22 protein-coding genes are annotated in these 22,304 nt (G+C 71.5%); 10 read left to right on the top strand and 12 right to left on the bottom strand.

The genetic code is table 11. The features are described 5' to 3' along the window. Position 1: 1 nt before the first annotated feature. Complete coding sequence (locus AC07VC_RS05110) at positions 2 to 703, top strand: 3'-5' exonuclease (protein WP_317228653.1); 702 nt, start codon at positions 2 to 4, stop codon at positions 701 to 703. Between the two features lie 126 nt (positions 704 to 829). On the opposite strand, the gene AC07VC_RS05105 is transcribed toward AC07VC_RS05110, so the two are convergent. From AC07VC_RS05105 to glgA, 3 genes are all read right to left on the bottom strand, one after another. Further along, positions 830 to 1,084, bottom strand: coding sequence for a type B 50S ribosomal protein L31 (locus tag AC07VC_RS05105; RefSeq protein ID WP_094115976.1), 255 nt, complete (start codon positions 1,082 to 1,084; stop codon positions 830 to 832). Between the two features lie 140 nt (positions 1,085 to 1,224). Beyond that, the gene (locus tag AC07VC_RS05100) at positions 1,225 to 2,013 is read right to left on the bottom strand and encodes an ABC transporter ATP-binding protein (protein ID WP_317228652.1); all 789 of its coding nucleotides are present in this window, start codon (positions 2,011 to 2,013) and stop codon (positions 1,225 to 1,227) included. Positions 2,014 to 2,099: 86 nt separating this feature from the next. Further along, positions 2,100 to 3,284, bottom strand: coding sequence for a glycogen synthase (gene glgA / locus AC07VC_RS05095; protein WP_494675950.1), 1,185 nt, complete (start codon positions 3,282 to 3,284; stop codon positions 2,100 to 2,102). A 46-nt stretch (positions 3,285 to 3,330) separates the two neighbouring features. Here glgA and AC07VC_RS05090 point away from each other — a divergent pair, with 46 nt between their 5' ends. Both AC07VC_RS05090 and serB read left to right on the top strand, forming a co-directional pair. After that, positions 3,331 to 4,572: a glucose-1-phosphate adenylyltransferase gene (locus tag AC07VC_RS05090; RefSeq protein ID WP_494675951.1), complete on the top strand. Its 1,242-nt coding sequence runs from the start codon at positions 3,331 to 3,333 to the stop codon at positions 4,570 to 4,572. A gap of 53 nt (positions 4,573 to 4,625) precedes the next feature. Then, positions 4,626 to 5,255, top strand: a complete 630-nt coding sequence (gene serB / locus AC07VC_RS05085) for a phosphoserine phosphatase SerB (protein ID WP_494676567.1) — start codon at positions 4,626 to 4,628, stop codon at positions 5,253 to 5,255. Positions 5,256 to 5,330: 75 nt separating this feature from the next. Here serB and AC07VC_RS05080 read toward each other — a convergent pair whose 3' ends face one another. Both AC07VC_RS05080 and fabG read right to left on the bottom strand, forming a co-directional pair. After that, on the bottom strand, positions 5,331 to 6,287 hold the full coding sequence (locus tag AC07VC_RS05080) for a phosphotransferase enzyme family protein (protein ID WP_494675952.1): 957 nt from the start codon (positions 6,285 to 6,287) through the stop codon (positions 5,331 to 5,333). 23 nt (positions 6,288 to 6,310) lie between these two features. After that, complete coding sequence (fabG, locus tag AC07VC_RS05075) at positions 6,311 to 7,021, bottom strand: 3-oxoacyl-ACP reductase FabG (RefSeq protein ID WP_494675953.1); 711 nt, start codon at positions 7,019 to 7,021, stop codon at positions 6,311 to 6,313. 117 nt (positions 7,022 to 7,138) lie between these two features. Between fabG and AC07VC_RS05070 the strand changes: the two genes are divergently transcribed. From AC07VC_RS05070 to AC07VC_RS05060, 3 genes are read left to right on the top strand one after another with little or no spacing between them, the layout of a single operon-like run. Further along, entirely contained in the window at positions 7,139 to 7,585 is a 447-nt protein-coding gene (locus AC07VC_RS05070; protein WP_317228647.1) for a DUF3099 domain-containing protein, read from the top strand. After that, positions 7,582 to 7,836, top strand: a complete 255-nt coding sequence (locus AC07VC_RS05065; protein WP_494675954.1) for a hypothetical protein — start codon at positions 7,582 to 7,584, stop codon at positions 7,834 to 7,836. The genes AC07VC_RS05070 and AC07VC_RS05065 overlap by 4 nt, the downstream gene beginning before the upstream one ends. Beyond that, positions 7,833 to 8,678: an SURF1 family cytochrome oxidase biogenesis protein gene (locus tag AC07VC_RS05060; RefSeq protein ID WP_494675955.1), complete on the top strand. Its 846-nt coding sequence runs from the start codon at positions 7,833 to 7,835 to the stop codon at positions 8,676 to 8,678. Before AC07VC_RS05065 ends, AC07VC_RS05060 begins: the two co-directional genes overlap by 4 nt. Before the next feature lie 66 nt (positions 8,679 to 8,744). On the opposite strand, the gene AC07VC_RS05055 is transcribed toward AC07VC_RS05060, so the two are convergent. The 6 genes from AC07VC_RS05055 to sufB form a co-directional block, all read right to left on the bottom strand. Next, on the bottom strand, positions 8,745 to 10,343 hold the full coding sequence (locus AC07VC_RS05055; RefSeq protein ID WP_494675956.1) for an ABC-F family ATP-binding cassette domain-containing protein: 1,599 nt from the start codon (positions 10,341 to 10,343) through the stop codon (positions 8,745 to 8,747). A 211-nt stretch (positions 10,344 to 10,554) separates the two neighbouring features. After that, positions 10,555 to 10,890: a metal-sulfur cluster assembly factor gene (locus AC07VC_RS05050; RefSeq protein ID WP_043669540.1), complete on the bottom strand. Its 336-nt coding sequence runs from the start codon at positions 10,888 to 10,890 to the stop codon at positions 10,555 to 10,557. Then, positions 10,887 to 11,657, bottom strand: a complete 771-nt coding sequence (gene sufC, locus AC07VC_RS05045) for a Fe-S cluster assembly ATPase SufC (protein ID WP_094115984.1) — start codon at positions 11,655 to 11,657, stop codon at positions 10,887 to 10,889. Before sufC ends, AC07VC_RS05050 begins: the two co-directional genes overlap by 4 nt. A gap of 12 nt (positions 11,658 to 11,669) precedes the next feature. Further along, positions 11,670 to 11,990, bottom strand: a complete 321-nt coding sequence (locus AC07VC_RS05040) for a non-heme iron oxygenase ferredoxin subunit (RefSeq protein ID WP_494675957.1) — start codon at positions 11,988 to 11,990, stop codon at positions 11,670 to 11,672. Further along, on the bottom strand, positions 11,987 to 13,204 hold the full coding sequence (sufD, locus tag AC07VC_RS05035; protein ID WP_494675958.1) for a Fe-S cluster assembly protein SufD: 1,218 nt from the start codon (positions 13,202 to 13,204) through the stop codon (positions 11,987 to 11,989). The genes AC07VC_RS05040 and sufD overlap by 4 nt, the downstream gene beginning before the upstream one ends. Beyond that, the gene (sufB, locus tag AC07VC_RS05030; protein WP_094115985.1) at positions 13,205 to 14,623 is read right to left on the bottom strand and encodes a Fe-S cluster assembly protein SufB; all 1,419 of its coding nucleotides are present in this window, start codon (positions 14,621 to 14,623) and stop codon (positions 13,205 to 13,207) included. It lies immediately after the preceding gene. Positions 14,624 to 14,886: 263 nt separating this feature from the next. Between sufB and AC07VC_RS05025 the strand changes: the two genes are divergently transcribed. After that, entirely contained in the window at positions 14,887 to 15,897 is a 1,011-nt protein-coding gene (locus AC07VC_RS05025) for a COX15/CtaA family protein (RefSeq protein ID WP_494675959.1), read from the top strand. Between the two features lie 366 nt (positions 15,898 to 16,263). Here AC07VC_RS05025 and AC07VC_RS05020 read toward each other — a convergent pair whose 3' ends face one another. Continuing rightward, positions 16,264 to 17,184 (bottom strand): heme o synthase, encoded by a 921-nt coding sequence (locus tag AC07VC_RS05020; RefSeq protein WP_494675960.1) that lies wholly within the window; start codon positions 17,182 to 17,184, stop codon positions 16,264 to 16,266. A gap of 174 nt (positions 17,185 to 17,358) precedes the next feature. Between AC07VC_RS05020 and tkt the strand changes: the two genes are divergently transcribed. From tkt to AC07VC_RS05005, 3 genes are all read left to right on the top strand, one after another. Next, positions 17,359 to 19,452 (top strand): transketolase, encoded by a 2,094-nt coding sequence (gene tkt, locus AC07VC_RS05015; protein ID WP_494675961.1) that lies wholly within the window; start codon positions 17,359 to 17,361, stop codon positions 19,450 to 19,452. A 134-nt stretch (positions 19,453 to 19,586) separates the two neighbouring features. Further along, positions 19,587 to 20,702 (top strand): transaldolase, encoded by a 1,116-nt coding sequence (gene tal, locus AC07VC_RS05010; RefSeq protein ID WP_494675962.1) that lies wholly within the window; start codon positions 19,587 to 19,589, stop codon positions 20,700 to 20,702. Continuing rightward, a complete protein-coding gene (locus tag AC07VC_RS05005) occupies positions 20,699 to 22,294 on the top strand; it encodes a glucose-6-phosphate isomerase (protein WP_494675963.1) in 1,596 nt (531 codons plus the stop codon). The genes tal and AC07VC_RS05005 overlap by 4 nt, the downstream gene beginning before the upstream one ends. Positions 22,295 to 22,304 lie beyond the last annotated feature (10 nt).

Genomic DNA, 22,304 nt, shown 5'->3' with positions numbered 1-22,304 from the left:
GATGACCTCCCGCTGGCACGACACCCTGGCCTCGTTCGACCTCGAGACGACGGGGGTGGACGTGGAGACCGCCCGCATCGTCACGGCCTGCATCGTCGTGCTCGACGCCGAGGGGCGCGTGCTCGAGCGCCATGACTGGCTCGCCGACCCCGGCGTCGAGATCCCCGCGGGTGCCGCCGCCATCCACGGCGTCACCACGGAGCGCGCCCGGGCGGAGGGCCGCGACGCGGGCGCGGTGGTGCTCGAGATCGTCACCACCATCCGCGAGATGTTCGCCCGCGGGCTCGCGCTCGTCGTCTACAACGCGCCCTACGACCTCACCCTCCTCAACCGCGAGGCGGTGCGCCACGGCGTGGAGCCGCTGCGCGACACCGGGCCGGTGATCGACCCGCTCGTCATCGACAAGGCCGTGGACACCTACCGCCGCGGCAAGCGCACCCTGTCGGTCGCGGCCGAGCACTACGGCGTGCGGCTCGACGACGCGCACGACGCCGGTGCCGACGCGATCGCCGCGGGCCGCGTCGCCCAGGCCATCGCGGGGCGCTACGCCGACCAGCTCGACATCCCCGTGCTCGACCTCCACGACCGGCAGGTCGACTGGTCCCGCGTGCAGGCCGAGAGCTTCCAGGACTACATGCGGCGCACGCGGGATCCCGCGTTCACGACCTCCGGCGCCTGGCCCGAGCGGCACGCCGGCAGCTGATCGAGGATCCCCGCCCGCGGATCCCGTCCTCCGTCGCGCGCCCGTCTGCCATGGGCGGGTGGGCCCGGGGACGACGAAGGGCGCCCGGCCGGAGCCGGGCGCCCTTCGTGGTGCAGCGGGTGGCTGCTACTTCTTGCCGAAGCCCGCGTAACGCGAGTTGAACTTCTCGACGCGGCCCGCGGAGTCCATGATGCGCTGCTTGCCCGTGTAGAAGGGGTGCGAGGCGCTGGAGATCTCGACGTCGATGACGGGGTACGTGTTGCCGTCCTCCCACTCGATGGTCTTCGAGCTGCCCACGGTGGAGCGGGTGAGGAACGTCTCACCGGAGGCGAGGTCGCGGAAGACGACGGGGGCGTACTGGGGGTGGATGTCGGTCTTCATCGGGGGTGTCCTTCGTCGAATCGATGTCGTGCGTGGGAAGCGTGAGCGGTGCGGGATGATCACCGGACCAGTGGACGAGCCTACCAGACGGGCGCGGCTTCCGGTCGGCCGGTGATCCGGCGCGCCGAGAGGAGCCGCGGTCAGGCGCGCACGGCGCGGGCGGTGAAGCGCCCGTCGACGTGCGTGACCTCGAGCTCGAGCCCGAAGGTGCGGCCGAGGGAGTCGGCGGTGATGACGTCCGCGAGCGGCCCGGCCGCGACGACCGCGCCGTCGCGGAGGAGCAGGCCGTGCGTGAAGCCGAGCGGGATCTCCTCGACGTGGTGCGTGACCATGACGATGCCGGGGGCCTCCGGCGCCGACGCGTAGCCGCCCAGCAGCTGGAGGAGCTCCTCGCGGGCGCCGAGGTCGAGGCTCGCGGCCGGCTCGTCGAGGAGGAGGAGCTCGGGGTCGGTCATGATCGATCGCGCGATCTGCACGCGCTTCTGCTCGCCGTCGCTGAGGGTGCCGAACCGGCGCTGCTCGAGGTGTCCGAGGCGCCACTCCGCGAGCACGCGCTGGGCGCGGCGCACGTCGATGTCCTCGTAGTCCTCGTTCCAGCGACCCGTCACCGAGTACGCCGCCGTGAGGACGACGTCGAGCACGGTCTCGTCCGCCGGGATGCGGCGGGCCATCGCGGTCGAGGCGAAGCCGATGCGCGAGCGCAGCTCGAACACGTCGACGCGGCCGAGCTCGTGGTCGAGGACCGTCGCGCTGCCGGAGGAGGGGTGCGCCATCGCCGAGGCGATCTGCAGCAGGCTCGTCTTCCCCGCGCCGTTCGGCCCGAGGACGACCCAGCGCTCGTCGCCGTCCACCGTCCAGTCGATGCGGTCGAGGATGGTCGTCCCGTTCCGGACGAAGGACACTCCGGACAGGGAGAGGACGTGGCTCATGCCGCGAGTCTACCGGCCCCGGCCCGCGCGCGGCTCGACCGCCAGAGCCGCGGGGAAGGACGTCGTGCCCGTCCCCGCGGGTCCCGTCAGCGGAGGATCGACGCGTAGATCGCCTCGGTCTGGCGCGCGATGCGATCCCAGCCGAACTCGCGCTCGGCGCGCGCCCGGCCGGCCTCGCCCATGCGGCGGGCGGTGTCCGGATCCTGCACCACCTCGGTCAGCGCGGCGGCGAGGTCCCGGACGAAGCGCTCGGGGTCGGTGGGAGTGCCCGTGCCGTCGGTGGCCTGGTCGATGGGGACGAGGCGCCCGGTGACGCCGTCGTCGACGACCTCGGGGATCCCGCCCGTCGCCGTGCCGACGACGGGGGCGCCGCACGCCATGGCCTCGAGGTTGACGATGCCGAGCGGCTCGTAGATCGACGGGCAGACGAAGACCGTGCCCGCGGTGAGCACGGCGGACAGCTCGCGGCGCGGCAGCAGGCGGTCGATCCAGACGACGCCGGAGCGCTCCGCCTGGAGCCCGCGGACGAGGGACGTGACCTCTTCCATGATCTGCGGGGTGTCGGGAGCGCCCGCGCAGAGCACCATCTGGACGTCGGCGGGCAGGAGCGCGGCCGCGCGGAGGAGGTAGGGCAGGCCCTTCTGCCGCGTGATCCGCCCGACGAACACCACGGACGGCCGCGACGGGTCGATGCCGAGCGACCGCACCAGCTCGTCGTCGTGCACCGGGGCCCACGCCTCGAGGTCGATGCCGTTGTAGACGGTGTGCACGCGGGACTCGTCGAGCGCGGGGTACGAGCGGAGGATGTCCCGCTTCATGCCGTCGCTCACCGCGATGACGGCGTCGGCCGCCTCGTAGGCGGTGCGCTCGATCCAGCTGGACACCCGGTAGCCGCCGCCGAGCTGCTCGGCCTTCCACGGGCGGAGCGGCTCGAGGCTGTGCGCGGTGACCACGTGCGGGATGCCGTGCAGCATCGAGGCGACGTGGCCCGCGTGGTTCGCGTACCAGGTGTGGGAGTGCACGACGTCGGCCCCGGCCACGTCGCTGGCGATGGCGAGGTCGACCGCCATGGTCTGCAGGGTCGCGTTCGCCTCGCGGAGCTCCGCGGGGACCGGGTAGGAGAGGACGCCGGGCTCGTCGCGCGGGGCGCCGAACGCGCGGACGACGACCTCGGTCCGCTGCCGCATGGCCTTCACGAGCTCCGTGACGTGCACGCCGGCACCCCCGTAGACCTCGGGCGGATACTCCTTGGTGATCACGTCTGCTCGCATTGGTCGAACGCTAGTACATGCCCCGTCGTGCATCTACGCTGGGGCAATGGCATCGAAGAAGATCTTTGGAATCGTGCTCGCCGGCGGCGAGGGCAAGAGGCTCATGCCGCTCACCGCGGACCGGGCCAAGCCCGCGGTCCCGTTCGGCGGCCAGTACCGCCTCATCGACTTCGCGCTGTCGAACCTCATCAACTCGGGGCTCACGCAGATCGTCGTGCTGACGCAGTACAAGTCGCACTCGCTCGACCGCCACGTGTCGCAGACCTGGCGCCTCAACCAGATGCTGAACTCCTACATCGCCTCCGTGCCCGCGCAGCAGCGCCTCGGCAAGCGGTGGTTCAGCGGCTCGGCCGACGCCATCCTGCAGAGCCTCAACCTCATCAACGACGAGAAGCCCGACATCGTCGTCGTGGTCGGCGCCGACCACGTCTACCGCATGGACTTCAGCCAGATGATCGACGCGCACATCGCCTCGGGTCGCGGCGCCACGGTCGCGGCCATCCGCCAGCCCATCGAGCTGGCCGACCAGTTCGGCGTGATCGACACGGATCCCGCGAACCCCGCCGCCATCCGCGCCTTCCTCGAGAAGCCGAAGGACCCGGTCGGCCTCGACGACTCGCCCGGCGAGGTCCTCGCCTCCATGGGCAACTACGTCTTCGACACCGACCAGCTCATCGACGCCGTCCGCCGCGACGGCGAGAACGCCGACTCGGCCCACGACATGGGCGGCGACATCGTGCCGTGGTTCGTCGAGCAGGGGAACGCGGGCGTCTACGACCTCAACCGCAACGAGGTGCCGGGCGCCAACGACCGCGACCGCTACTACTGGCGGGACGTCGGGACCATCGAGTCCTTCTTCGACGCCCACCAGGACCTCATCTCGGCCCTCCCGGTCTTCAACCTGTACAACAAGGACTGGCCGATCTTCAGCCAGCAGCTCAACAGCCCGCCGGCGAAGTTCGTCCGCGACGCGCAGGGCAACACCGGCACGATGATCGACTCGATCACCTCCCTCGGCGGCGTGATCAGCGGCGCCCACGTCGAGCGCAGCGTGCTCGGCCCGTGGGTCATCGCCGAGTCGGGCGCCCGCATCGTCGACTCCATCGTGTTCGACAAGGTCCACATCGGGGCGGGCGCGGACATCCGCCGCGCGATCCTCGACAAGGACGTCGAGGTCGCGCCCGGCGCCACCGTCGGCGTCGACCACGACCGCGACCGGGAGCGCGGCTTCACCGTGACCGACGGCGGCATCACGGTCGTGGGCAAGGGCGTGCGCGTCACCCCGTGATCGAGGTCAGCCCGACGCCGACCCGCCCCGGGGCGACGCCCGCCGTCCCCCGCATGCTGGTGGTGCTCGACGTCGACTCGACCCTTATCGAGGACGAGGCGATCGAGCTGCTGGCCGCGGAGGCGGGCTCGCTCGCGGAGGTCGCCGCGGTCACCGACCGGGCGATGCGCGGCGAGCTCGACTTCGCCGAGAGCCTCCGGTCCCGGGTCGCGACCCTCGCCGGCCTCCCCGACACCGTGCACGTGGAGGTGGGAGCGCGCATCCGCGTGACCCCGGGGGCCGACCGGATGGTCGAGGCCCTGCACGCCGCGGGACACGTCGTGGCCGTCGTCTCCGGCGGCTTCCACGAGCTCCTGGACCCGCTGGCCGCCCGACTCGGGCTCGACCTGTGGCGCGCGAACCGCCTGGAGACGGCCGGGGGCCGTCTCACCGGCCGCGTCACCGGGCCGGTCATCGACGCCGCGGCGAAGCGCGCCGCGGTCGAGGAGTGGAGCCGGGAGCTCGGGATCCCGCTCAGCCGCGTCATCGCCGTCGGCGACGGCGCCAACGACCTCGAGATGATGGCCGTCGCCGGCCTGTCGGTCGCGTTCGACGCGAAGCCGGCCGTGCGCCGCGGTGCCGACGTGTGCATCGACCGGCGCGACCTCGCGCAGGTCCTCGCGCTCGTCGGCCTCCGGCCCTAGGCCCTCGGCCGCACGTGCGCAACGGCACGGCCCCGACCGCGTCGGCCGGGAGGAGGACCGGGCGGCGCACGGCCGTCAGCCGGTGACGACCGCCCGCGCGATGGCGGCGAGCTGCGCGATGTTGCCGGGCATCCGCTCCCGCTCGGACGGCAGGCTCGCGAGGTGGGTGACGTTGTCGAGGTACGCCAGGAAGATGAAGGCGCCGAAGCGCTCGTCCGGCACGCCCGTGCTGCCGCCCGCGGCCGTGTAGGCCCGGTGGAACTGCGCCCGCTGCCGCGGCGCGAGGTACATGATGGCGGCGGCGACGTCGAGCCCCGCCGGCCCGAGCCCGCAGCGGTCGAAGTCGATGACGGAGACCCCCTCGGGCCCCTGGATGAGGTTGCCCGGGTGGTAGTCGCCGTGCACCATGATCGGCGGGCCCGCCAGCGCGAGCGTCGCCCGCAGCTCCTCCACGGCAGCGGCCAAGGCCGCCGCGGTGGATCCGTCGGCCATGATCGCGGGGTAGCCCTCGACCAGCCGCTGCAGTCGCGTCGACGCGTAGTCGGCGTCGTACCTCCGCCGACGGGCGGCCAGGGCGACCGCTCCCGGCTGCGCGCCGGCGGCGTGCAGGGCGGCCAGGGTCTCGGCGAACGGGCCGGCGTCGGAGGACGCCGGGAGGCTGCTCAGCATCTCCCCGTCGTGCCAGGTGAGGAGGCTCGCGAGGCGCCGCTCCACGCGCTCCCCCGACGCGCCGATCACCGACCGCCGGAGCCCGACCTCGTCGTCGTCGGGGACGGCGGCCTCGACGGTCGCCGTCCAGGACCCGTCGCGCGTGCGCTGGGGTCCCGGGACCGACGGCCAGCCGCGCGCGGCCAGCATGTCGAGCCACTCGAGCTCCAGGTCGATCTCGTGCTGCTGCCGTCGCGCGACGTGCAGGCGCAGCAGGTAGGCGGGTCCGCCGTCGACGTCGACGCGGTAGGCGTGGTTGTGCGTCGCCCCCAGCTCGGTGAGCGCGGCGGGACCCAGGTCCCAGGCCGCCAGGAGGTCGGACACGGTGCGATCCCCGGCGAGCGTCGTCAGTGGCCCATGCCGAGGCCGCCGTCGACCGGGATCACGGCGCCGGAGATGTACGCGGCCTCGTCGGAGGCGATCCACGCGACCACGCCCGCGACCTCGGCGGCGGTGCCGTAGCGGCCGGCGGGGATGGTCTTCTTGTACTCGGCCGCGGTGGCCTCGGGGAGCTCCGCCGTCATGTCGGTCTCGATGAAGCCGGGAGCCACGACGTTGGCCGTGATGCCGCGTGCGCCGAGCTCGCGGGTGATGGAGCGGGCGACGCCCACCAGCCCGCTCTTGGAGGCGGCGTAGTTGACCTGGCCGCCCGAGCCGTAGAGGCCGACGACGCTCGAGATGAGGACGATCCGGCCGAAGCGCGCCTTGAGCATGCCCTTCGACGCGCGCTTGACGACGCGGAACGCGCCCCCGAGGTTGGTGTCGACGACCTCGGTGAAGTCGTCGTCGCTCATCCGCATCATGAGCGTGTCGCGCGTGATGCCCGCGTTGGCCACCACGACCTCCACGGGTCCGTACGCCGCCTCGACCTCGGTGAACGCGGCGTCGACGGACGCGGCGTCGGTGACGTCGGCCCGCACGGTGAGGCTGCCCTCCGGGCCCTCGCCCGAGCGCGCGGTGACCGCCACGCGGTGTCCCCGGCGGAGCATCTCCTCGGCGATCGCGAACCCGATCCCCCTGTTGCCTCCGGTGACGACGACGGTGCGTGCGGTGCTCATGGGGACCTTCCCTTACGGCTCGGCGGGGGCTTGCGGACTCGGACGAGCCTAGCGGTGGCGCGGCGTACCCTGGAGGGGATGGGAGCGCGACGCTCCCCCGAAGGACGCCATCCACGCATGCCAACCCCGCAGCAGTCGGTCACCAGCCTCCCCCGGTCCCCGCAGGAGGACCGCCACGCCCGCATGGTGAAGTACACCATCGCCATGAGCATCCGCATGGTCTGCATCCTTTCCTGCCTCTTCCTGCAGGGCTGGTGGCTGGCCGTGGCTGCCATCGGCGCCATCGTCCTGCCGTACTTCGCCGTCATCCTCGCCAACGTGGGTGCCAACCAGGGCACCGCGGTGGAGCGGCCGGGCGGAGTCGTGGTCGTCTCGGCCCGCCACTCCGGCTTCCCGCCCACGGCGCCGACGTACACGCCCTCCGAGCCCTTCCGCGCGTCCGAGCCGTTCACCACGCCCGAGCCGTTCACCACGTACGAGACCGGGCGCGCGCCCGAGCCGCGTGCGTCCGACGTCCGACCCTCGACCGTGGGCGACGCGCCCGACACCCCGACCGGCGCGTGAGCGGGCTCGCCTCCTGGGGTCTCGGCGCCGCCGGTCCCGCCGACGTCGTCGAGTGCTCGCGCGCCGGCTGCCGTGCCGACGCCGGATGGCGCGTGGAGTGGCGGAACCCGCGCATCCACGCGGCCGATCGCGTGAAGACGTGGACGGCGTGCGACGAGCACGTCGGCTTCCTCCGCGAGTTCCTCGCCGGACGGGACTTCCCCGTCCGCGTCGCGGCCATCGACGATCCCGTCGAGGGGGCGCTCCCATGAACCGCTGGCGCTTCGTGCTCAACCGCCGCTGGGCCGGCTACCTGCTCGTGGCGGTCGTCTTCGCCATCGCCTGCGTGCTGCTCAGCCACTGGCAGTTCGCGCGCCGAGACGAGGCCCTGGCCGAGATCGCCAAGGTCGAGGACAACTGGGACAGCGCGCCCCTCCCCGTCGACCAGGTGCTGGGGGACACGGACGCCTACGTCGACACGCAGAAGTGGACGCCCGTCACCATGACGGGCACCTACCTGGTCGACGAGCAGCTCCTGGCCCGGAACCGGCCGTTCAACGGCCAGCCGGGCTTCGAGGTCCTCACGCCCCTGCGGCTCGACGACGGGCGGGTCTTCGTCGTCGACCGAGGATGGGTGCCCGTCGGCAACTCGCAGGACTCCCCGGACTCCGTCCCGGCACCGCCCGCGGGCGAGGTGACCGTCACCGCCCGGCTGAAGGCGGGCGAGCCGGAGCTCCCCGGGCGCTCCGCTCCCGAGGGCCAGATCGCCACGGTGCACCTGCCCGACATCGCGGACCGCGTGGGCGCCCCGACCTTCACGGCCGCGTACGGGCTCCTCATCTCGGAGGACCCGGCGCCGGCCGACGCGGCCCCGTTCGCGACGCCGCGTCCCACGGAGGACGAGGGCCCGCATCTCTCCTACGCGTTCCAGTGGATCGTCTTCGCGCTGATCGCGTTCGTGGGGCTGGGCGTCGCCGTCCGCAACGAGTACCGCATCATCAACGCCGACGATCCCGAGGAGCAGGACCGGGAGCGCGCCCGGCAGCTGAAGCGGGCGCGCAAGCAGCCGTCCGACGCGGACATCGAGGACCGCATCCTCGACGACGCGCGCTGACCCGGACCCGACCGGTCCGGGCCCGCGGCGCTCCCGCCCGCGACGGTGCGACGCGGTCCTCGGGCGTCAGGCCAGCTCGATGAGGTCCATGTAGTCCGGGCTCCAGTGGTCCTCGGTGCCGTCCGGCATGATGAGGACCCGCTCCGGGTTCAGCGCCTCGACCGCACCCGAGTCGTGGCTGACGAGCACCACCGCGCCCGAGTACGTGTTGAGCGCGCCGAGGATCTCCTCGCGGCTCGCGGGATCCAGGTTGTTGGTGGGCTCGTCGAGCAGCAGCACGTTCGCCCCCGAGACGACGATCATCGCCAGCGCCAGTCGCGTCTTCTCGCCGCCGGACAGGACACCGGCGGGCTTGGCGGAGTCGTCGCCCGTGAACAGGAACGAGCCGAGCACCCGGCGGGCCTCCATCTCGGAGATGTCCGGCGAGGAGGACACCATGTTCTCCAGCACGCTGCGCTTCACGTCGATGGTCTCGTGCTCCTGCGCGTAGTAGCCGACCCGGAGACCGTGGCCGGGCTCGAGGCGCCCGGTGTCGGGCTGGTCGACGCCCGCGAGGATCCGCAGCAGGGTCGTCTTGCCCGCGCCGTTGAGCCCGAGGATCACGACCTTGCTGCCGCGGTCGATCGCGAGGTCCACAGCCGTGAAGATCTCGAGCGAGCCGTAGTTCTTGCTGAGGTCGCTCGCCATGAGCGGCGTGCGTCCGCAGGCCACCGGCTCGGGGAAGCGCAGCTTCGCGACGCGGTCGACCGCGCGCACCTCCTCGAGGCCGGACAGCATCTTCTCCGCGCGCCGCACCATCTGGTGGGCGGCCGCCGCCTTCGACGCCTTGGCGCCGAACTTCGCGGCCTGCAGCTGGAGGACGCCCGCCTTCTTCTCGACGTTGACGCGCTCCTTCTTGCGGCGCTCCTCGTCCGCGGCACGCTGTCGCTGGTAGTGCTTCCAGCCCATGTTGTAGATGTCGATGACCATGCGGTTCGCGTCGAGGTAGAAGACGCGGTTGACGGTGTCGCCGACGAGCTCCACGTCGTGGCTGATCACGATGAGGCCGCCCTGGTAGCCCTTGAGGAACTCGCGGAGCCAGGTGACGCTGTCCGCGTCGAGGTGGTTGGTGGGCTCGTCGAGGAGCATGGTGTCGGCGCCGGAGAAGAGGATGCGCGCCAGCTCGATGCGGCGGCGCTGACCGCCGGAGAGGGTGCTGAGAGGCTGGTCGAGGATGCGGTCGGGCAGGCTGAGGTTGCTCGCGATGGACGCGGCCTCCGCCTCGGCCGCGTACCCGCCGAGGGCGACGAAGCGCTCCTCCAGGCGGCCGTAGTCCTTCATGGCCTTCGCCGAGACCTTCTCGTCCGTCGACGCCATGTCGAGCAACGCGCGCTGCATGTCGATCGACAGCGTCCCGAGCCCGCGGGCGTCGAGGATGCGCGTCCGCGCCAGGTCCTCGGGGTTGCCGGAGCGCGGGTCCTGCGGGAGGTAGCCGATCTCGCCGGAGCGGTCGATGCGGCCGCCCGTGGGCTGGCCCTCCCCCGCGAGGATCTTGGTGAGCGTGGTCTTGCCGGCGCCGTTGCGGCCGACGAGGCCGATCTTGTCCCCCGGGCTCACCCGGAACGAGACGTCCTCCATGAGGACGCGGGCGCCGACGCGCAGCTCCAGTTCGTGTACAGCGAGCACGGTGAGGGGTCCTTCTGGTCAGCGGATGTCCCACGGTCCGTGGGAGGAGGGCGACCCGCAGCAGAGGGGGTCGAGCCCGGTCGGTCGAGGGCGTTCATCGAACCCGACCGGTCCAGTGTACGAGACGGCGGCGGACGGGCCTCCCGCCGGGGCTCGCACGCGACGACGGCCCCACCCGAGGGTGGGGCCGTCGTCGGCCGAGCGGTGCGGATCAGATGGAGAAGCCGAGGGCCCGCATCATGTCGCGGCCGTCGTCGGTGATCCGCTCGGGACCCCACGGCGGCATCCACACCCAGTTGATGCGGAACGCGGCGACGACGCCGTCGAGCGCCTCCGCCGTCTGCTCCTCGAGCACGTCGGTCAGCGGGCAGCCCGCCGACGTCAGCGTCATGTGGATGATGAGCGCGTCGTTCTCGTCGTCCCACGCGAGGTCGTAGATGAGGCCCAGGTCCACCACGTTGATCCCGAGCTCGGGATCCATGACGTCCTTGAGCGCCTCCTCGACCTCGTCGAACTTCTGCGGGGTCAGGGTGCTCTGCGTGCTCACGCGGTCACCGTGGTGGAGGGCGTCAGGAAGCGGTCGTAGCCCTCCTCCTCGAGGCGGTCGGCCAGCTCGCGGCCGCCCTGCTCGGCGACCCGTCCGGCGACGAACACGTGGACGAAGTCGGGCTGGATGTAGCGGAGGATGCGCGTGTAGTGCGTGATGAGCAGGAGGCCGAGCCCCGTGTTCGCCTTCGCGCGGTTGACCCCCTCGGACACGATCTTGAGCGCGTCGACGTCGAGGCCGGAGTCGGTCTCGTCGAGCACGGCGAACTTGGGCTTCAGCAGCTCGAGCTGCAGCACCTCGTTGCGCTTCTTCTCGCCGCCGGAGAAGCCCTCGTTGACGTTGCGCTCGGCGAACGCCGGGTCCATCTTCAGCGCCGCCATGGAGGTGCGGACGTCCTTGATCCAGCCGCGGATGGCCGGCGCCTCGCCGTCGATCGCGGTCTTGGCGGTGCGCAGGAAGTTGGTGGTCGTGACGCCGGGGATCTCGACCGGGTACTGCATGGCGAGGAAGAGGCCCGCGCGGGCGCGCTCGTCCACCGTCATGTCGAGGACCTCGACGCCGTCGAGCGTCACCGAGCCGGAGTCGACGTGGTACTTGGGGTGGCCGGCGATGGAGTAGGCCAGCGTGGACTTGCCGGAGCCGTTGGGGCCCATGATCGCGTGGATCTCGCCCTCGTTGATCGTGAGGTCGACGCCCTTGAGGATCTGCTTGCGGCCCTGCTCGGTGTCGACGCTGACGTGCAGGTCGGAGATGGTGAGTGTTGACATCGGTGCGTTCCTCTAGCTCTTCGGGGTGGTGTCGATGTGGATGTCGCCGTCCACGATGGACACGGGGTAGACGGGGACGGGCTCGTACGCCGGCAGCGTGCGCGGCTTGCCCGTCTCCAGGGAGAACTTGGACCCGTGGGCCCAGCACTCCAGGGTGTCGCCCTCGACGAAGCCCTCGGCCAGCGAGATGTCGCCGTGCGTGCAGGTGTCGCCGATGGCGTGCACCGTGCCCGAGGAGTCCTTCACGAGCGCGATGGCGAGGCCCTCGACCTCGATGCGCAGCGCCTCGTTCTCGCCGAGCTCGTCGACGGCGCAGATGCGGACCGCGGTCATCGTGCGACCGCCCCGGTGGCCGCGCCCGTGGATCCGGAGAGCTCCGCCTCGATGGCGGACTGCAGCCGCTCCTCGAGCTCGGGGACGCCGATCTGCTGGACGATCTCGCTGAGGAAGCCGCGGACGACGAGTCGTCGCGCCTCCTCCTCCGTGATCCCGCGGGCCTGCAGGTAGAACAGCTGCTCGTCGTCGAACCGGCCCGTGGCGCTCGCGTGACCGGCGCCGGCGATGTCGCCGGTCTCGATCTCGAGGTTCGGCACCGAGTCGGCGCGCGTACCGTCCGTGAGGACCAGGTTGCGGTTCTGCTCGTAGCTGTCGGTGCCCGGGGCGGAGCGCCGGATGAGGACGTCGCCGATCCAGACGGTGCGCGCGCCGGCACCCTGGAGCGCGCCCTTGTAGGTGACGCGGCTGCGGGTGTTGGGCGCGTCGTGGTCCACGTAGACCTGCTGCTCGAGGTGCTGGCCCGCATCGGCGAAGTAGACGCCGAGCAGCTCGCCGTCGGCGCCCTCGTGGGAGAGGTGCGCGGAGGGGTTGACCCGCACGATGGATCCGCCGAGCGTCACCACCACGTGCTTGAGCTTCGCGTCCCGACCGACGACGGCCTGGTGCGCGGCCAGGTGGCGCGCCTCGTCGTCCCACTGCTGGACGGTGACGACGGTCAGCTCCGCCTGGTCGCCGACGACGATCTCGACGTTCTCGGCGAGCGACGCGGAGCCGGCGTTGTCGAGGATGACGACGCCGCGGCTGAAGGGCGCGGCGGTGATGAGGGTGTGCGCGGCGCGGGGAGCCGGGCCGAGCTCGGAGCGGCCGACCGTGACGGTGACGCGCTCCTCCCCCGTGACCTCGATGGCCAGCGCCTCGCCGAACGACGACCAGGCATTCGCCTGGGCGCGGTCCTCGGGGGCGCCGGCGGTGCCGATGCGCGCGTCGTCCCGGGCGATCCAGGACACGGAGGTGCCCTCGGCGTCGCTGTGGGTGACGGGGTAGCGCGCGCCGTCGAGCTCACCGGAGATGAGGTCGTCGAGCCGGCGGACGGGCGTCAGCTTCCAGACGGCCTCGCGGCCGGTCACGGCGTCGAACGCCTCGACGTCGGTGGAGGTGAAGCGCTCGGAGCGGGTCTGGATGGGGATGACGCCCCACCCACCGTCGGTGTGCGCGCGGGCGCCGTTGCCGATGGGGGCGACGGCATCTGTGGTGGCGAGTGGGGTCGTCATCTAGCCGACGGATCCTTCCATGCCCATCTCGATGAGCTTGTTGAGTTCGAGCGCGTACTCCATGGGGAGCTCGCGGGCGATGGGCTCGATGAAGCCGCGGACGATCATGGCCATGGCCTCGTCCTCGGGCATGCCCCGGCTCATCAGGTAGAACAGCTGCTCCTCGCTGACGCGCGAGACCGTGGCCTCGTGCCCGAGCTGGACGTCGTCCACGCGGATGTCGATGGCGGGGTACGTGTCGGAGCGGGAGATGGTGTCGACCAGCAGCGCGTCGCAGCGGACCGTGTTGGCGGAGTGGTGCGCCGCGGCGTCCACGCGGATCTCGCCGCGGTAGCCGGCCCGGCCGCCGCCGCGGGCGATCGACTTGGAGACGATCGACGACTGCGTGTACGGCGCCATGTGCACCATCTTCGCGCCGGCGTCCTGGTGCTGGCCGGGGCCCGCGAACGCGACCGAGAGGGTCTCGCCCTTGGCGCGCTCGCCCATGAGGTAGATGGAGGGGTACTTCATCGTGACCTTGGACCCGATGTTGCCGTCGATCCACTCCATGGTCGCGCCCTCGGCCGCCGTCGCGCGCTTGGTGACCAGGTTGTAGACGTTGTTCGACCAGTTCTGGATGGTCGTGTAGCGGACGCGGGCGTCCTTCTTCACGATGATCTCGACGACCGCGGAGTGCAGCGAGTCGGACTTGTAGATGGGCGCGGTGCAGCCCTCGATGTAGTGGACGTAGCTGCCCTCGTCCGCGATGATCAGCGTCCGCTCGAACTGGCCCATGTTCTCGGTGTTGATGCGGAAGTAGGCCTGCAGCGGGATCTCGACGTGGACGCCCTTGGGCACGTACACGAACGACCCGCCCGACCACACGGCCGTGTTCAGCGCGGCGAACTTGTTGTCGCCCGCGGGGATGACGGTGCCGAAGTACTCCTTGAACAGCTCCGGGTGCTCGCGCAGCGCGGTGTCGGTGTCCATGAAGATGACGCCCTGGTCCTCGAGGTCCTTCTGGATCGAGTGGAAGACGACCTCGGACTCGTACTGGGCCGCGACGCCGGAGACGAGGCGCTGGCGCTCCGCCTCGGGGATGCCGAGCCGCTCGTACGTGTTCTTGATGTCGTCGGGCAGGTCCTCCCACGTCTGGGCCTGCTTCTCCGTGGAGCGCACGAAGTACTTGATGTTGTCGAAGTCGATGCCCGAGAGGTCGGCGCCCCAGGTCGGCATGGGCTTCCGGCCGAAGAGCTCGTAGCCCTTCATGCGGTTGGCGAGCATCCACTCCGGCTCGCTCTTGCGACGGGAGATGTCGGCGACGACCTCGGGCGAGATGCCCCGCTTGGCGGAGGCCCCGGCGACGTCCGAGTCGGACCAGCCGAACTCGTACTGCCCCAGGCTCTCGAGCTCGGGTCGGTCGATGAGCACATCTGACATGGCTACCTGCTTTCCTGACGATCTGGGCGTATCAGCGCCGTATCGGCATGCCCCCCGCACGGCGACGCCGCTTCGGTGACGGGGGAAGACTGTGGGTGTCCGGGATGCGGCGGCTTCACGCCTCGCGTCCCTCTTAGGATGAACACGAACGCGGGTGGACTTGTTCCCGCCGTCCTCGCTGACGTGCCGGATGCTGCAAGACCCGACGTGTTCCATGAACCACCCGATTCTACGGGCAATCCAGCGGGCGCGGAAGGCAGGCAGTGACTCACGGCACCGATGCGGGGCAGTCTCCCAGTGGGAGCGTGCTATGTCAGACCCTCATGGTCGGGAGGCGGCTGCGCGAGCGGCTGCCGGACGGGATCACGCGGACGACGCGCCTCCTCGTCTGGACGACGCTGGTGGTGCAGACGCTCGTCGTCGGCACGGGCGGGCTCGTCCGCCTGACGGGCTCCGGCCTCGGCTGCCCGACGTGGCCGAGGTGCACCGAGGACTCCTTCGTCTCGACGCCCGAGATGGGCGTCCACGGCGTCATCGAGTTCGGCAACCGCCTGCTGACGTTCCTCCTGGTCATCGTCGCGATCGCCACGTTCCTCGCGGTGCTGCGGCTGCGGAACCGGGGCCGCGGGCTGTTCTCGCTCGCCCTGGCCATCGGCCTCGGCATCCCCGCGCAGGGGGTCATCGGCGGCATCACGGTCCTCACGGGCCTCAACCCGTACATCGTGGGTCTCCACTTCGTCGTGTCCGTCGTGCTCGTGGTGCTGTCGACCGTGCTGGTGTGGCGCACCTACCACCCCCTCGACGAGGCCGAGCGCTCGGTGCCGTCCTCCTACCTGGCGCTCGCCCGGGTCACCGCCGTCGTGGTGGGCATCACGATCATCGTCGGCATCGTCGTCACCGGATCCGGCCCGCATGCCGGCGACCAGGGCGCGGCGCGCAACGGCCTCGACCCCGAGCTGCTGCAGCACGTGCACAGCTGGCCCGCCTACGCGACCTTCGGCCTGACCGTCGTCCTCGTCGTCGTCGCGGCACGGAACCGCTGGACGGCGGTGTCGCGGTGGACCCGGATCCTGCTCGCCGTCGAGCTCGTCCAGATCGCCGTGGGCCTCATCCAGGCGCGGACGGGCCTGCCGGAGTTCCTCGTGGGGCTGCACATGGTGCTGGCCTGCCTCCTCGCCTCGGCGATGACGGCGACGCTCCTCAGCACGACCCGCCGCGCGGACACCCTCCGGCTCACCCCCGCGGAGGTCCGGCGCTCCGCGCACGTCGGCTGACCCGTCGCCCGCCCGGACCACGCCCGCCCGAGCGCCCCTCGCGGCGGGCGTCGTCGTGTCCGGCGGGCGTCGTCGTGCCCGGTGGGCCGGTGATCCAGGCCCCGCTGACGGGTCCCCGTCCATCCGTCCCCGAGACGAGGAGAGGGCGATCCCCGCGCACGTCCCGTGACGGGGCATCGCCGGCGCACGGGGGTCGGCCCACCGGACGCGGGCCCCGTCCTCCCCGGAAGGACGGCCGGGCGGCACGTGCGGCACGCACGACTCGACCGCGAGCCGTCGGACCAGTCGGCGTCGCCGGGGCGGGAACCTGAGGAGCCGACCTCGTCGCGGCTCGGGATCGGCCCGGAGGCTCAGCCCCCGTCGCGATCAGAAGGGCAGCAGCGGGTCGATCCCGACCGCCAGGAACAGCAGCGACAGGTACGAGATCGACGCGTGGAAGACGCGCATGGGCTTGATCGGCTCGTGCCGGACCGCGAGGTCGTAGAGGCGGTGCGTCTCGTAGACGAACCAGCCGCCGCCCGCGAGCGCCGCGACCGTGTAGACGAGTCCCATCCCCGCGACCGGGACCAGCAGGAGCGAGCACGCGAGCGTGGCCCACGCGTACAGGATGGTCTGCAGGCCGACCGCGGCGCGTCCGCGGACGACGGCGAGCATGGGCACGTTGACCGAGGCGTAGTCGTCGCGGTACTTCATGGACAGCGGCCAGTAGTGCGGCGGCGTCCAGAGGAACACGATCATGAACAGGATGACCGGGGCCCAGGAGATGTCGCCGGTGACCGCGGCCCAGCCGATGAGCACGGGCATGCACCCGGCGGCCCCGCCCCAGACGATGTTCTGCGGCGTGCGGCGCTTCAGCCAGAGCGTGTAGACGAAGACGTAGAAGAGGATCGCGGCGAGCGAGAGCGCGGCGGCGAGCCAGTTGGAGATGACGCCCAGCCAGACGATGCTGGCGACGCCGATGATCCAGGCGAAGACGAGCGCCTCGCGGTCCGTCAGCTCCCCCGTCACGAGGGGGCGGCGCTGCGTGCGCTTCATGACGCGGTCGATGTCGCGGTCGATGTAGCAGTTGAACGCGTTGGCGCTGCCGGCGCTCAGCGAGCCGCCGACGAGGACGCCGAGGATCAGCCAGAGGTTCGGCCACCCGCCCTGGGCGAGGATCATCACGGGCGCCGTCGTCACGAGCAGGAGCTCGATGACGCGCGGCTTCGTCAGTGCGACGTACGCCTTGGTCTTCCTCGCCAGGCCGATCGTCTCCCGATCGACCCGACTCTGCACCGCAACGTTCATCGCACCTCTAACTCGCCGGACATTCCCTCCCCATGGTAGGCCACGGCACCTGCGAGCCGAGCCGCGCGGGGCCCGTCGCGACGCCCGCCGGAACACCGAAGGGCGAGTGGGTGTTCCCTATACTGATAGGCGGTCCGGCTGGGCCTCCCCCATCTTCAGAAGGGCTAGAACCAAGTGGCAGCATTGCAATGGGACCCCATCGACAGCAAGGCGGTCGACACCGCACGGATCCTCGCCGCGGACGCGGTCGAGAAGGTCGGAAACGGTCACCCCGGCACCGCCATGAGCCTCGCCCCGGCGGCCTACCTCCTCTTCCAGAAGGTCATGCGCCGCGACCCGTCCGACAGCACCTGGATCGGTCGCGACCGGTTCATCCTCTCGGTGGGCCACAGCTCGCTCACGCAGTACACGCAGTTCTTCCTCGGCGGCTACGGCCTCGAGATCGAGGACCTGCAGGCGCTCCGCACGTGGGACTCCAAGACCCCGGGCCACCCCGAGTACGGCCACACCGACGGCGTCGAGATCACCACGGGCCCCCTCGGCCAGGGCCTCGCCTCCTCGGTCGGCTTCGCCTACGCGGCCCGCTTCGAGCGCGGCCTGTTCGACCCCGAGGCGCCCGTCGGCGAGAGCCCCTTCGACCACTTCGTCTACGTGATCGCGGGCGACGGCGACATGCAGGAGGGCATCACCTCCGAGGCCTCGTCCCTCGCCGGCCACCAGGAGCTCGGCAACCTCATCGCGATCTACGACAGCAACCAGATCTCCATCGAGGACGACACCGACATCGCATTCACCGAGGACGTGGCCGCGCGCTACGAGTCGTACGGCTGGCACGTGCAGCACGTGGACTGGAAGCGGTCCGGCGAGTACGTCGAGGACGTCCAGGAGCTGTTCGACGCCGTCGAGGCCGCGAAGGCCGAGACGCGGAAGCCCTCGCTGATCATCCTGAAGACCATCATCGGCTGGCCGTCCCCGAAGAAGCAGAACTCGGGCAAGATCCACGGCTCCGCCCTGGGCGCCGAGGAGCTCGCGGCCGTCAAGGAGATCGTCGGCTTCGACCCCGAGAAGTCGTTCGAGGTGCCGGACGGCGTCCTCGAGCACACCCGGAAGGCCGTCGAGCGCGGCCAGGAGCAGCACCGCGAGTGGGACGGGAAGCTGGCCGCCTGGGCCGAGGCCAACCCCGAGCGGAAGACCCTCCTCGACCGCGTACTCGCGGGTGACGCCCCCGAGGGCCTCGACGCCGCGCTCCCCGTCTTCCCGGCGGGCAAGGACGTCTCGACGCGCGCCGCGTCCGGCAAGGTCATCAACGCCATCGCCGAGGTCATGCCCGAGCTGTGGGGCGGCTCCGCCGACCTCGCCGAGTCGAACAACACGACCATCGAGTCGGCGCCGTCGTTCGTCCCTGCCGAGCGCTCCACCGAGATGTGGAAGGGCGACCCCTACGGCCGCGTCCTCCACTTCGGCATCCGCGAGCACGCCATGGGCGCGATCCTCAACGGCATCGTCCTGCATGGCAACACGCGCCCCTTCGGCGGCACGTTCCTCATCTTCAGCGACTACATGCGTCCGGCGGTCCGTCTCGCCGCGCTCATGAAGGCGCCGTCGATCTTCGTGTGGACCCACGACTCGGTCGCCCTCGGCGGCGACGGGCCGACCCACCAGCCGGTGGAGCAGCTCGCCAGCCTCCGGGCCATCCCGGGCCTCGACGTCATCCGCCCCGCGGACGCCAACGAGACGGCGCAGGCGTGGAAGACGATCCTCACGCGCCGCATGGGTCCCGCCGGCATCGCTCTCTCGCGCCAGAACCTCCCGGTCCTGGAGCGCGGCACGGGCGACGCCACCGCCACCGAGTACGCCTCGGCCGCCGGCGTCGCCAAGGGCGCCTACATCCTCGCCGACACCGAGGGCACGCCCGACGTGATCCTCATCGCCACGGGCTCCGAGGTGCAGTTCGCCGTCGAGGCCCGCGAGGCCCTCGCCGGCGAGGGCGTCCAGGCTCGCGTCGTCAGCGCCCCGAGCCTCGAGTGGTTCGAGGAGCAGGACGCCGCGTACAAGGAGCACGTCCTCCCCGAGGCGGTCGCCGCGCGCGTCTCCGTCGAGGCGGGCATCTCGCTCTCCTGGAAGCAGTACGTCGGGCACCACGGCCGCAGCATCTCGATCGAGCACTTCGGCGCCAGCGCCGAGTACGAGGTCCTGTACCGCGAGTTCGGCATCACCACGGAGGCCGTCGTGAAGGCGGCCCAGGAGTCCATCGCCTCCCTCGCGTAGCTGACGAGGAGCGGGGCGGCCGAGCTGCTCCGCTCCCCGCCGGACCCCCGACCGGTCCGCCGGCCGGGACCCGGGAGGGGCGCGCATCGCGCGCCCCTCCCCCCGAACCTCACAACCAGCATGAAGAAGGCAACATGACCGACACCACTTCCCCCACCGCGCAGCTCTCCGCCGCGGGCGTCAGCATCTGGCTCGACGACCTGTCCCGCGAGCGCATCGATGCCAAGGGCATCGAGAAGGTGATGGCCGAGCGCGACGTCGTCGGCATCACGACGAACCCCACCATCTTCGCGTCGGCCCTGGCCAAGGGCGAGGCGTACGACGCCCAGGTCCGCGAGCTCGCGGCCGACGGCGCCGACGTCGACCGCGCGGTCTTCGAGATCACCACCCGCGACGTGGGCGAGGCCGCGCGCATCTTCCGCCCCGTCTACGACCGCACCGCCGGCTTCGACGGCCGCGTCTCGATCGAGGTCTCCCCCGACTTCGCGAACGACACGCAGGCCACCATCGACGAGGCCCACAAGCTGTGGGAGAAGATCGCCGAGCCGAACGTCATGATCAAGATCCCGGCGACCCGCGAGGGCCTCGAGGCCATCACCGAGGTCATCGGCGCCGGCATCAGCGTCAACGTCACGCTGATCTTCTCGCTCGAGCGCTACCGCGAGGTCATCAACGCGTACCTCACCGGCCTCGAGAAGGCCAAGGCGGCGGGCATCGACCTGTCCACCATCCACTCGGTCGCGTCCTTCTTCGTGTCGCGGGTCGACACCGAGATCGACAAGCGCCTCGACGCGCTCGGCACCGACGAGGCCACGGCCCTGAAGAGCAAGGCCGGCGTCGCCAACGCGCAGCTCGCCTACCAGGCCTTCGAGCAGTCCTTCGCGTCCGAGCGGGCCCAGGGCCTCCTCGGCGCCGGCGCCAACAAGCAGCGCCCGCTGTGGGCGTCCACGGGCGTCAAGAGCCCGGACCTGCCCGACACGCTGTACGTCACGCAGCTCGTCGCCGCGGACGTCGTCAACACGATGCCGGAGAAGACGCTCGACGCGACCTTCGACCACGGCGTCATCGAGGGCGACACCATCACGGGCTCCTACGACGCCGCCAACGACGTGCTCGACCGCGTCGACGCCCTCGGCATCTCCTACAAGGAGGTCACCGAGCTCCTCGAGGAGGAGGGCGTCGCGAAGTTCAAGGTGTCGTGGAGCGAGCTCATCGAGACCGTCACCAACGCCCTGGACGGCGCCAAGTGAGCGTCCGCATCGCGCTGAGCGGTGCGGCGGCCACGGCCGTCGAGACCCACGTCCCCGCGCTCGTCGAGGCGCACGTCGCCTCCGGCATCACCGGGCTCGACGGCACCCTCTGGGGAGCCGACGCCGAGTCCGAGGCCACGAAGCGCCTCGGCTGGACGCAGGCGGTCTCCGTCTCGCGTCCGCTCGTCGCCGAGATCACGGCGCTCCGCGAGGAGCTCCGCGGCCAGGGCGTCGACCACATCGTCCTCGGGGGCATGGGCGGCTCGTCGCTCGCGCCCGAGGTCATCACGCGCACCGCGGGCGTCGAGCTCACGGTCCTCGACTCGACCGACCCGGGGCAGGTGCTCGCCGCGCTCGGCGACCGGCTCGCCACGACGGCCGTCGTCATCTCCTCCAAGTCGGGCTCGACGCTCGAGACGGACAGCCAGAAGCGCGTGTACGAGCGGTCGTTCCGCGAGGCGGGCATCGATCCCACCGCGCGCATCGTCATCGTGACCGACCCGGGATCCCCGCTCGACGAGTCCGCCCGTGCTGACGGGTACCGCGTCTTCAACGCCGACCCGGACGTGGGCGGCCGCTACAGCGCCCTCACGGCGTTCGGCCTCGTGCCGTCCGGCCTCGCCGGCGCCGACATCGGAGGCCTCCTCGACGAGGCGGAGGCGGCGTCCGCGCAGCTCGCCGTCGACGACGTGTCGAACCCGGGCCTCGTGCTCGGCGCCGCCATCGCCGGCACCTCGCCCATCAAGGACAAGCTCGGCATCGTCTCCGACGGCACCCACATCGTCGGCTTCGGCGACTGGGTCGAGCAGCTCATCGCGGAGTCCACCGGCAAGCTCGGCACGGGCCTCCTGCCCGTCGTCCTCCCGACGGACGCCCCCGAGCTCGACCTCGACCTCGCCGACCTGCAGATCGCGCGGCTCGTCGCCGACGTGGACGCACACGACGCGGCCGAGGGCGAGATCGTCATCAGCGGCACGCTGGGCGCGCAGATCCTCACGTGGGAGTACGCCGTCGCGGTCGCGGGCCGCCTGCTCGAGATCAACCCCTTCGACCAGCCCGACGTGGAGGCCGCCAAGGTCGCCGCGCGCGGTCTGCTGGACGACCGTCCCGCCCCCGAGGCCCCCGTCGTCACGACGGACGGCATCGAGGTCCGGGGCACGTCCGACGTCACCGAGGGCGCCACGGACGTGTCCTCCGCCATCGACGCCCTGCTCGCGCACGTCGGCCCCACGGGCTACGTCGCCGTGCAGGCGTTCGTCGACCGCCTCGCGCTCCCCGAGCTCGAGCGCCTCCGCGACGCCGTCGCCCGCAAGGCCGGCCGTCCGGTGACGTTCGGCTGGGGCCCGCGCTTCCTGCACTCCACGGGGCAGTTCCACAAGGGCGGCACCCCCGTCGGCGTGTTCCTGCAGATCACCGCGGACGCGGCCGAGGACCTCGCGATCCCCGACCGCCCCTTCACCTTCGGCGAGCTCATCCAGGCCCAGGCCGCCGGCGACGCCACCGTGCTCGCCGAGCACAGTCGTCCGGTACTGCGCCTGAACCTGACCGACCCCACCACGGACGCCCGGGCCCTGCTCTCGACGCTCGAATGACCGCATCGCC

It is taken from the genome of Clavibacter sp. GW821-FHT01D01, from assembly GCF_059422605.1.
This window is presented reverse-complemented; position numbering and strand designations above follow the sequence as displayed.

Excerpts from the sequence above, each read along its gene's own strand:
- AC07VC_RS05060 (WP_494675955.1), top strand. The coding sequence starts at position 7,833 with ATGAACCGCTGGCGCTTCGTGCTCAACCGCCGCTGGGCCGGCTACCTG.
- AC07VC_RS05100 (WP_317228652.1), bottom strand. The coding sequence starts at position 2,013 with ATGAGCCACGTCCTCTCCCTGTCCGGAGTGTCCTTCGTCCGGAACGGG.
- AC07VC_RS05070 (WP_317228647.1), top strand. The coding sequence starts at position 7,139 with ATGCCAACCCCGCAGCAGTCGGTCACCAGCCTCCCCCGGTCCCCGCAG.
- AC07VC_RS05110 (WP_317228653.1), top strand. The coding sequence starts at position 2 with ATGACCTCCCGCTGGCACGACACCCTGGCCTCGTTCGACCTCGAGACG.
- AC07VC_RS05105 (WP_094115976.1), bottom strand. The coding sequence starts at position 1,084 with ATGAAGACCGACATCCACCCCCAGTACGCCCCCGTCGTCTTCCGCGAC.
- sufD (WP_494675958.1), bottom strand. The coding sequence starts at position 13,204 with ATGACGACCCCACTCGCCACCACAGATGCCGTCGCCCCCATCGGCAAC.
- sufB (WP_094115985.1), bottom strand. The coding sequence starts at position 14,623 with ATGTCAGATGTGCTCATCGACCGACCCGAGCTCGAGAGCCTGGGGCAG.
- AC07VC_RS05020 (WP_494675960.1), bottom strand. The coding sequence starts at position 17,184 with ATGAACGTTGCGGTGCAGAGTCGGGTCGATCGGGAGACGATCGGCCTG.
- fabG (WP_494675953.1), bottom strand. The coding sequence starts at position 7,021 with ATGAGCACCGCACGCACCGTCGTCGTCACCGGAGGCAACAGGGGGATC.
- serB (WP_494676567.1), top strand. The coding sequence starts at position 4,626 with ATGCTGGTGGTGCTCGACGTCGACTCGACCCTTATCGAGGACGAGGCG.
- glgA (WP_494675950.1), bottom strand. The coding sequence starts at position 3,284 with ATGCGAGCAGACGTGATCACCAAGGAGTATCCGCCCGAGGTCTACGGG.
- sufC (WP_094115984.1), bottom strand. The coding sequence starts at position 11,657 with ATGTCAACACTCACCATCTCCGACCTGCACGTCAGCGTCGACACCGAG.
- tal (WP_494675962.1), top strand. The coding sequence starts at position 19,587 with ATGACCGACACCACTTCCCCCACCGCGCAGCTCTCCGCCGCGGGCGTC.
- AC07VC_RS05090 (WP_494675951.1), top strand. The coding sequence starts at position 3,331 with ATGGCATCGAAGAAGATCTTTGGAATCGTGCTCGCCGGCGGCGAGGGC.
- AC07VC_RS05040 (WP_494675957.1), bottom strand. The coding sequence starts at position 11,990 with ATGACCGCGGTCCGCATCTGCGCCGTCGACGAGCTCGGCGAGAACGAG.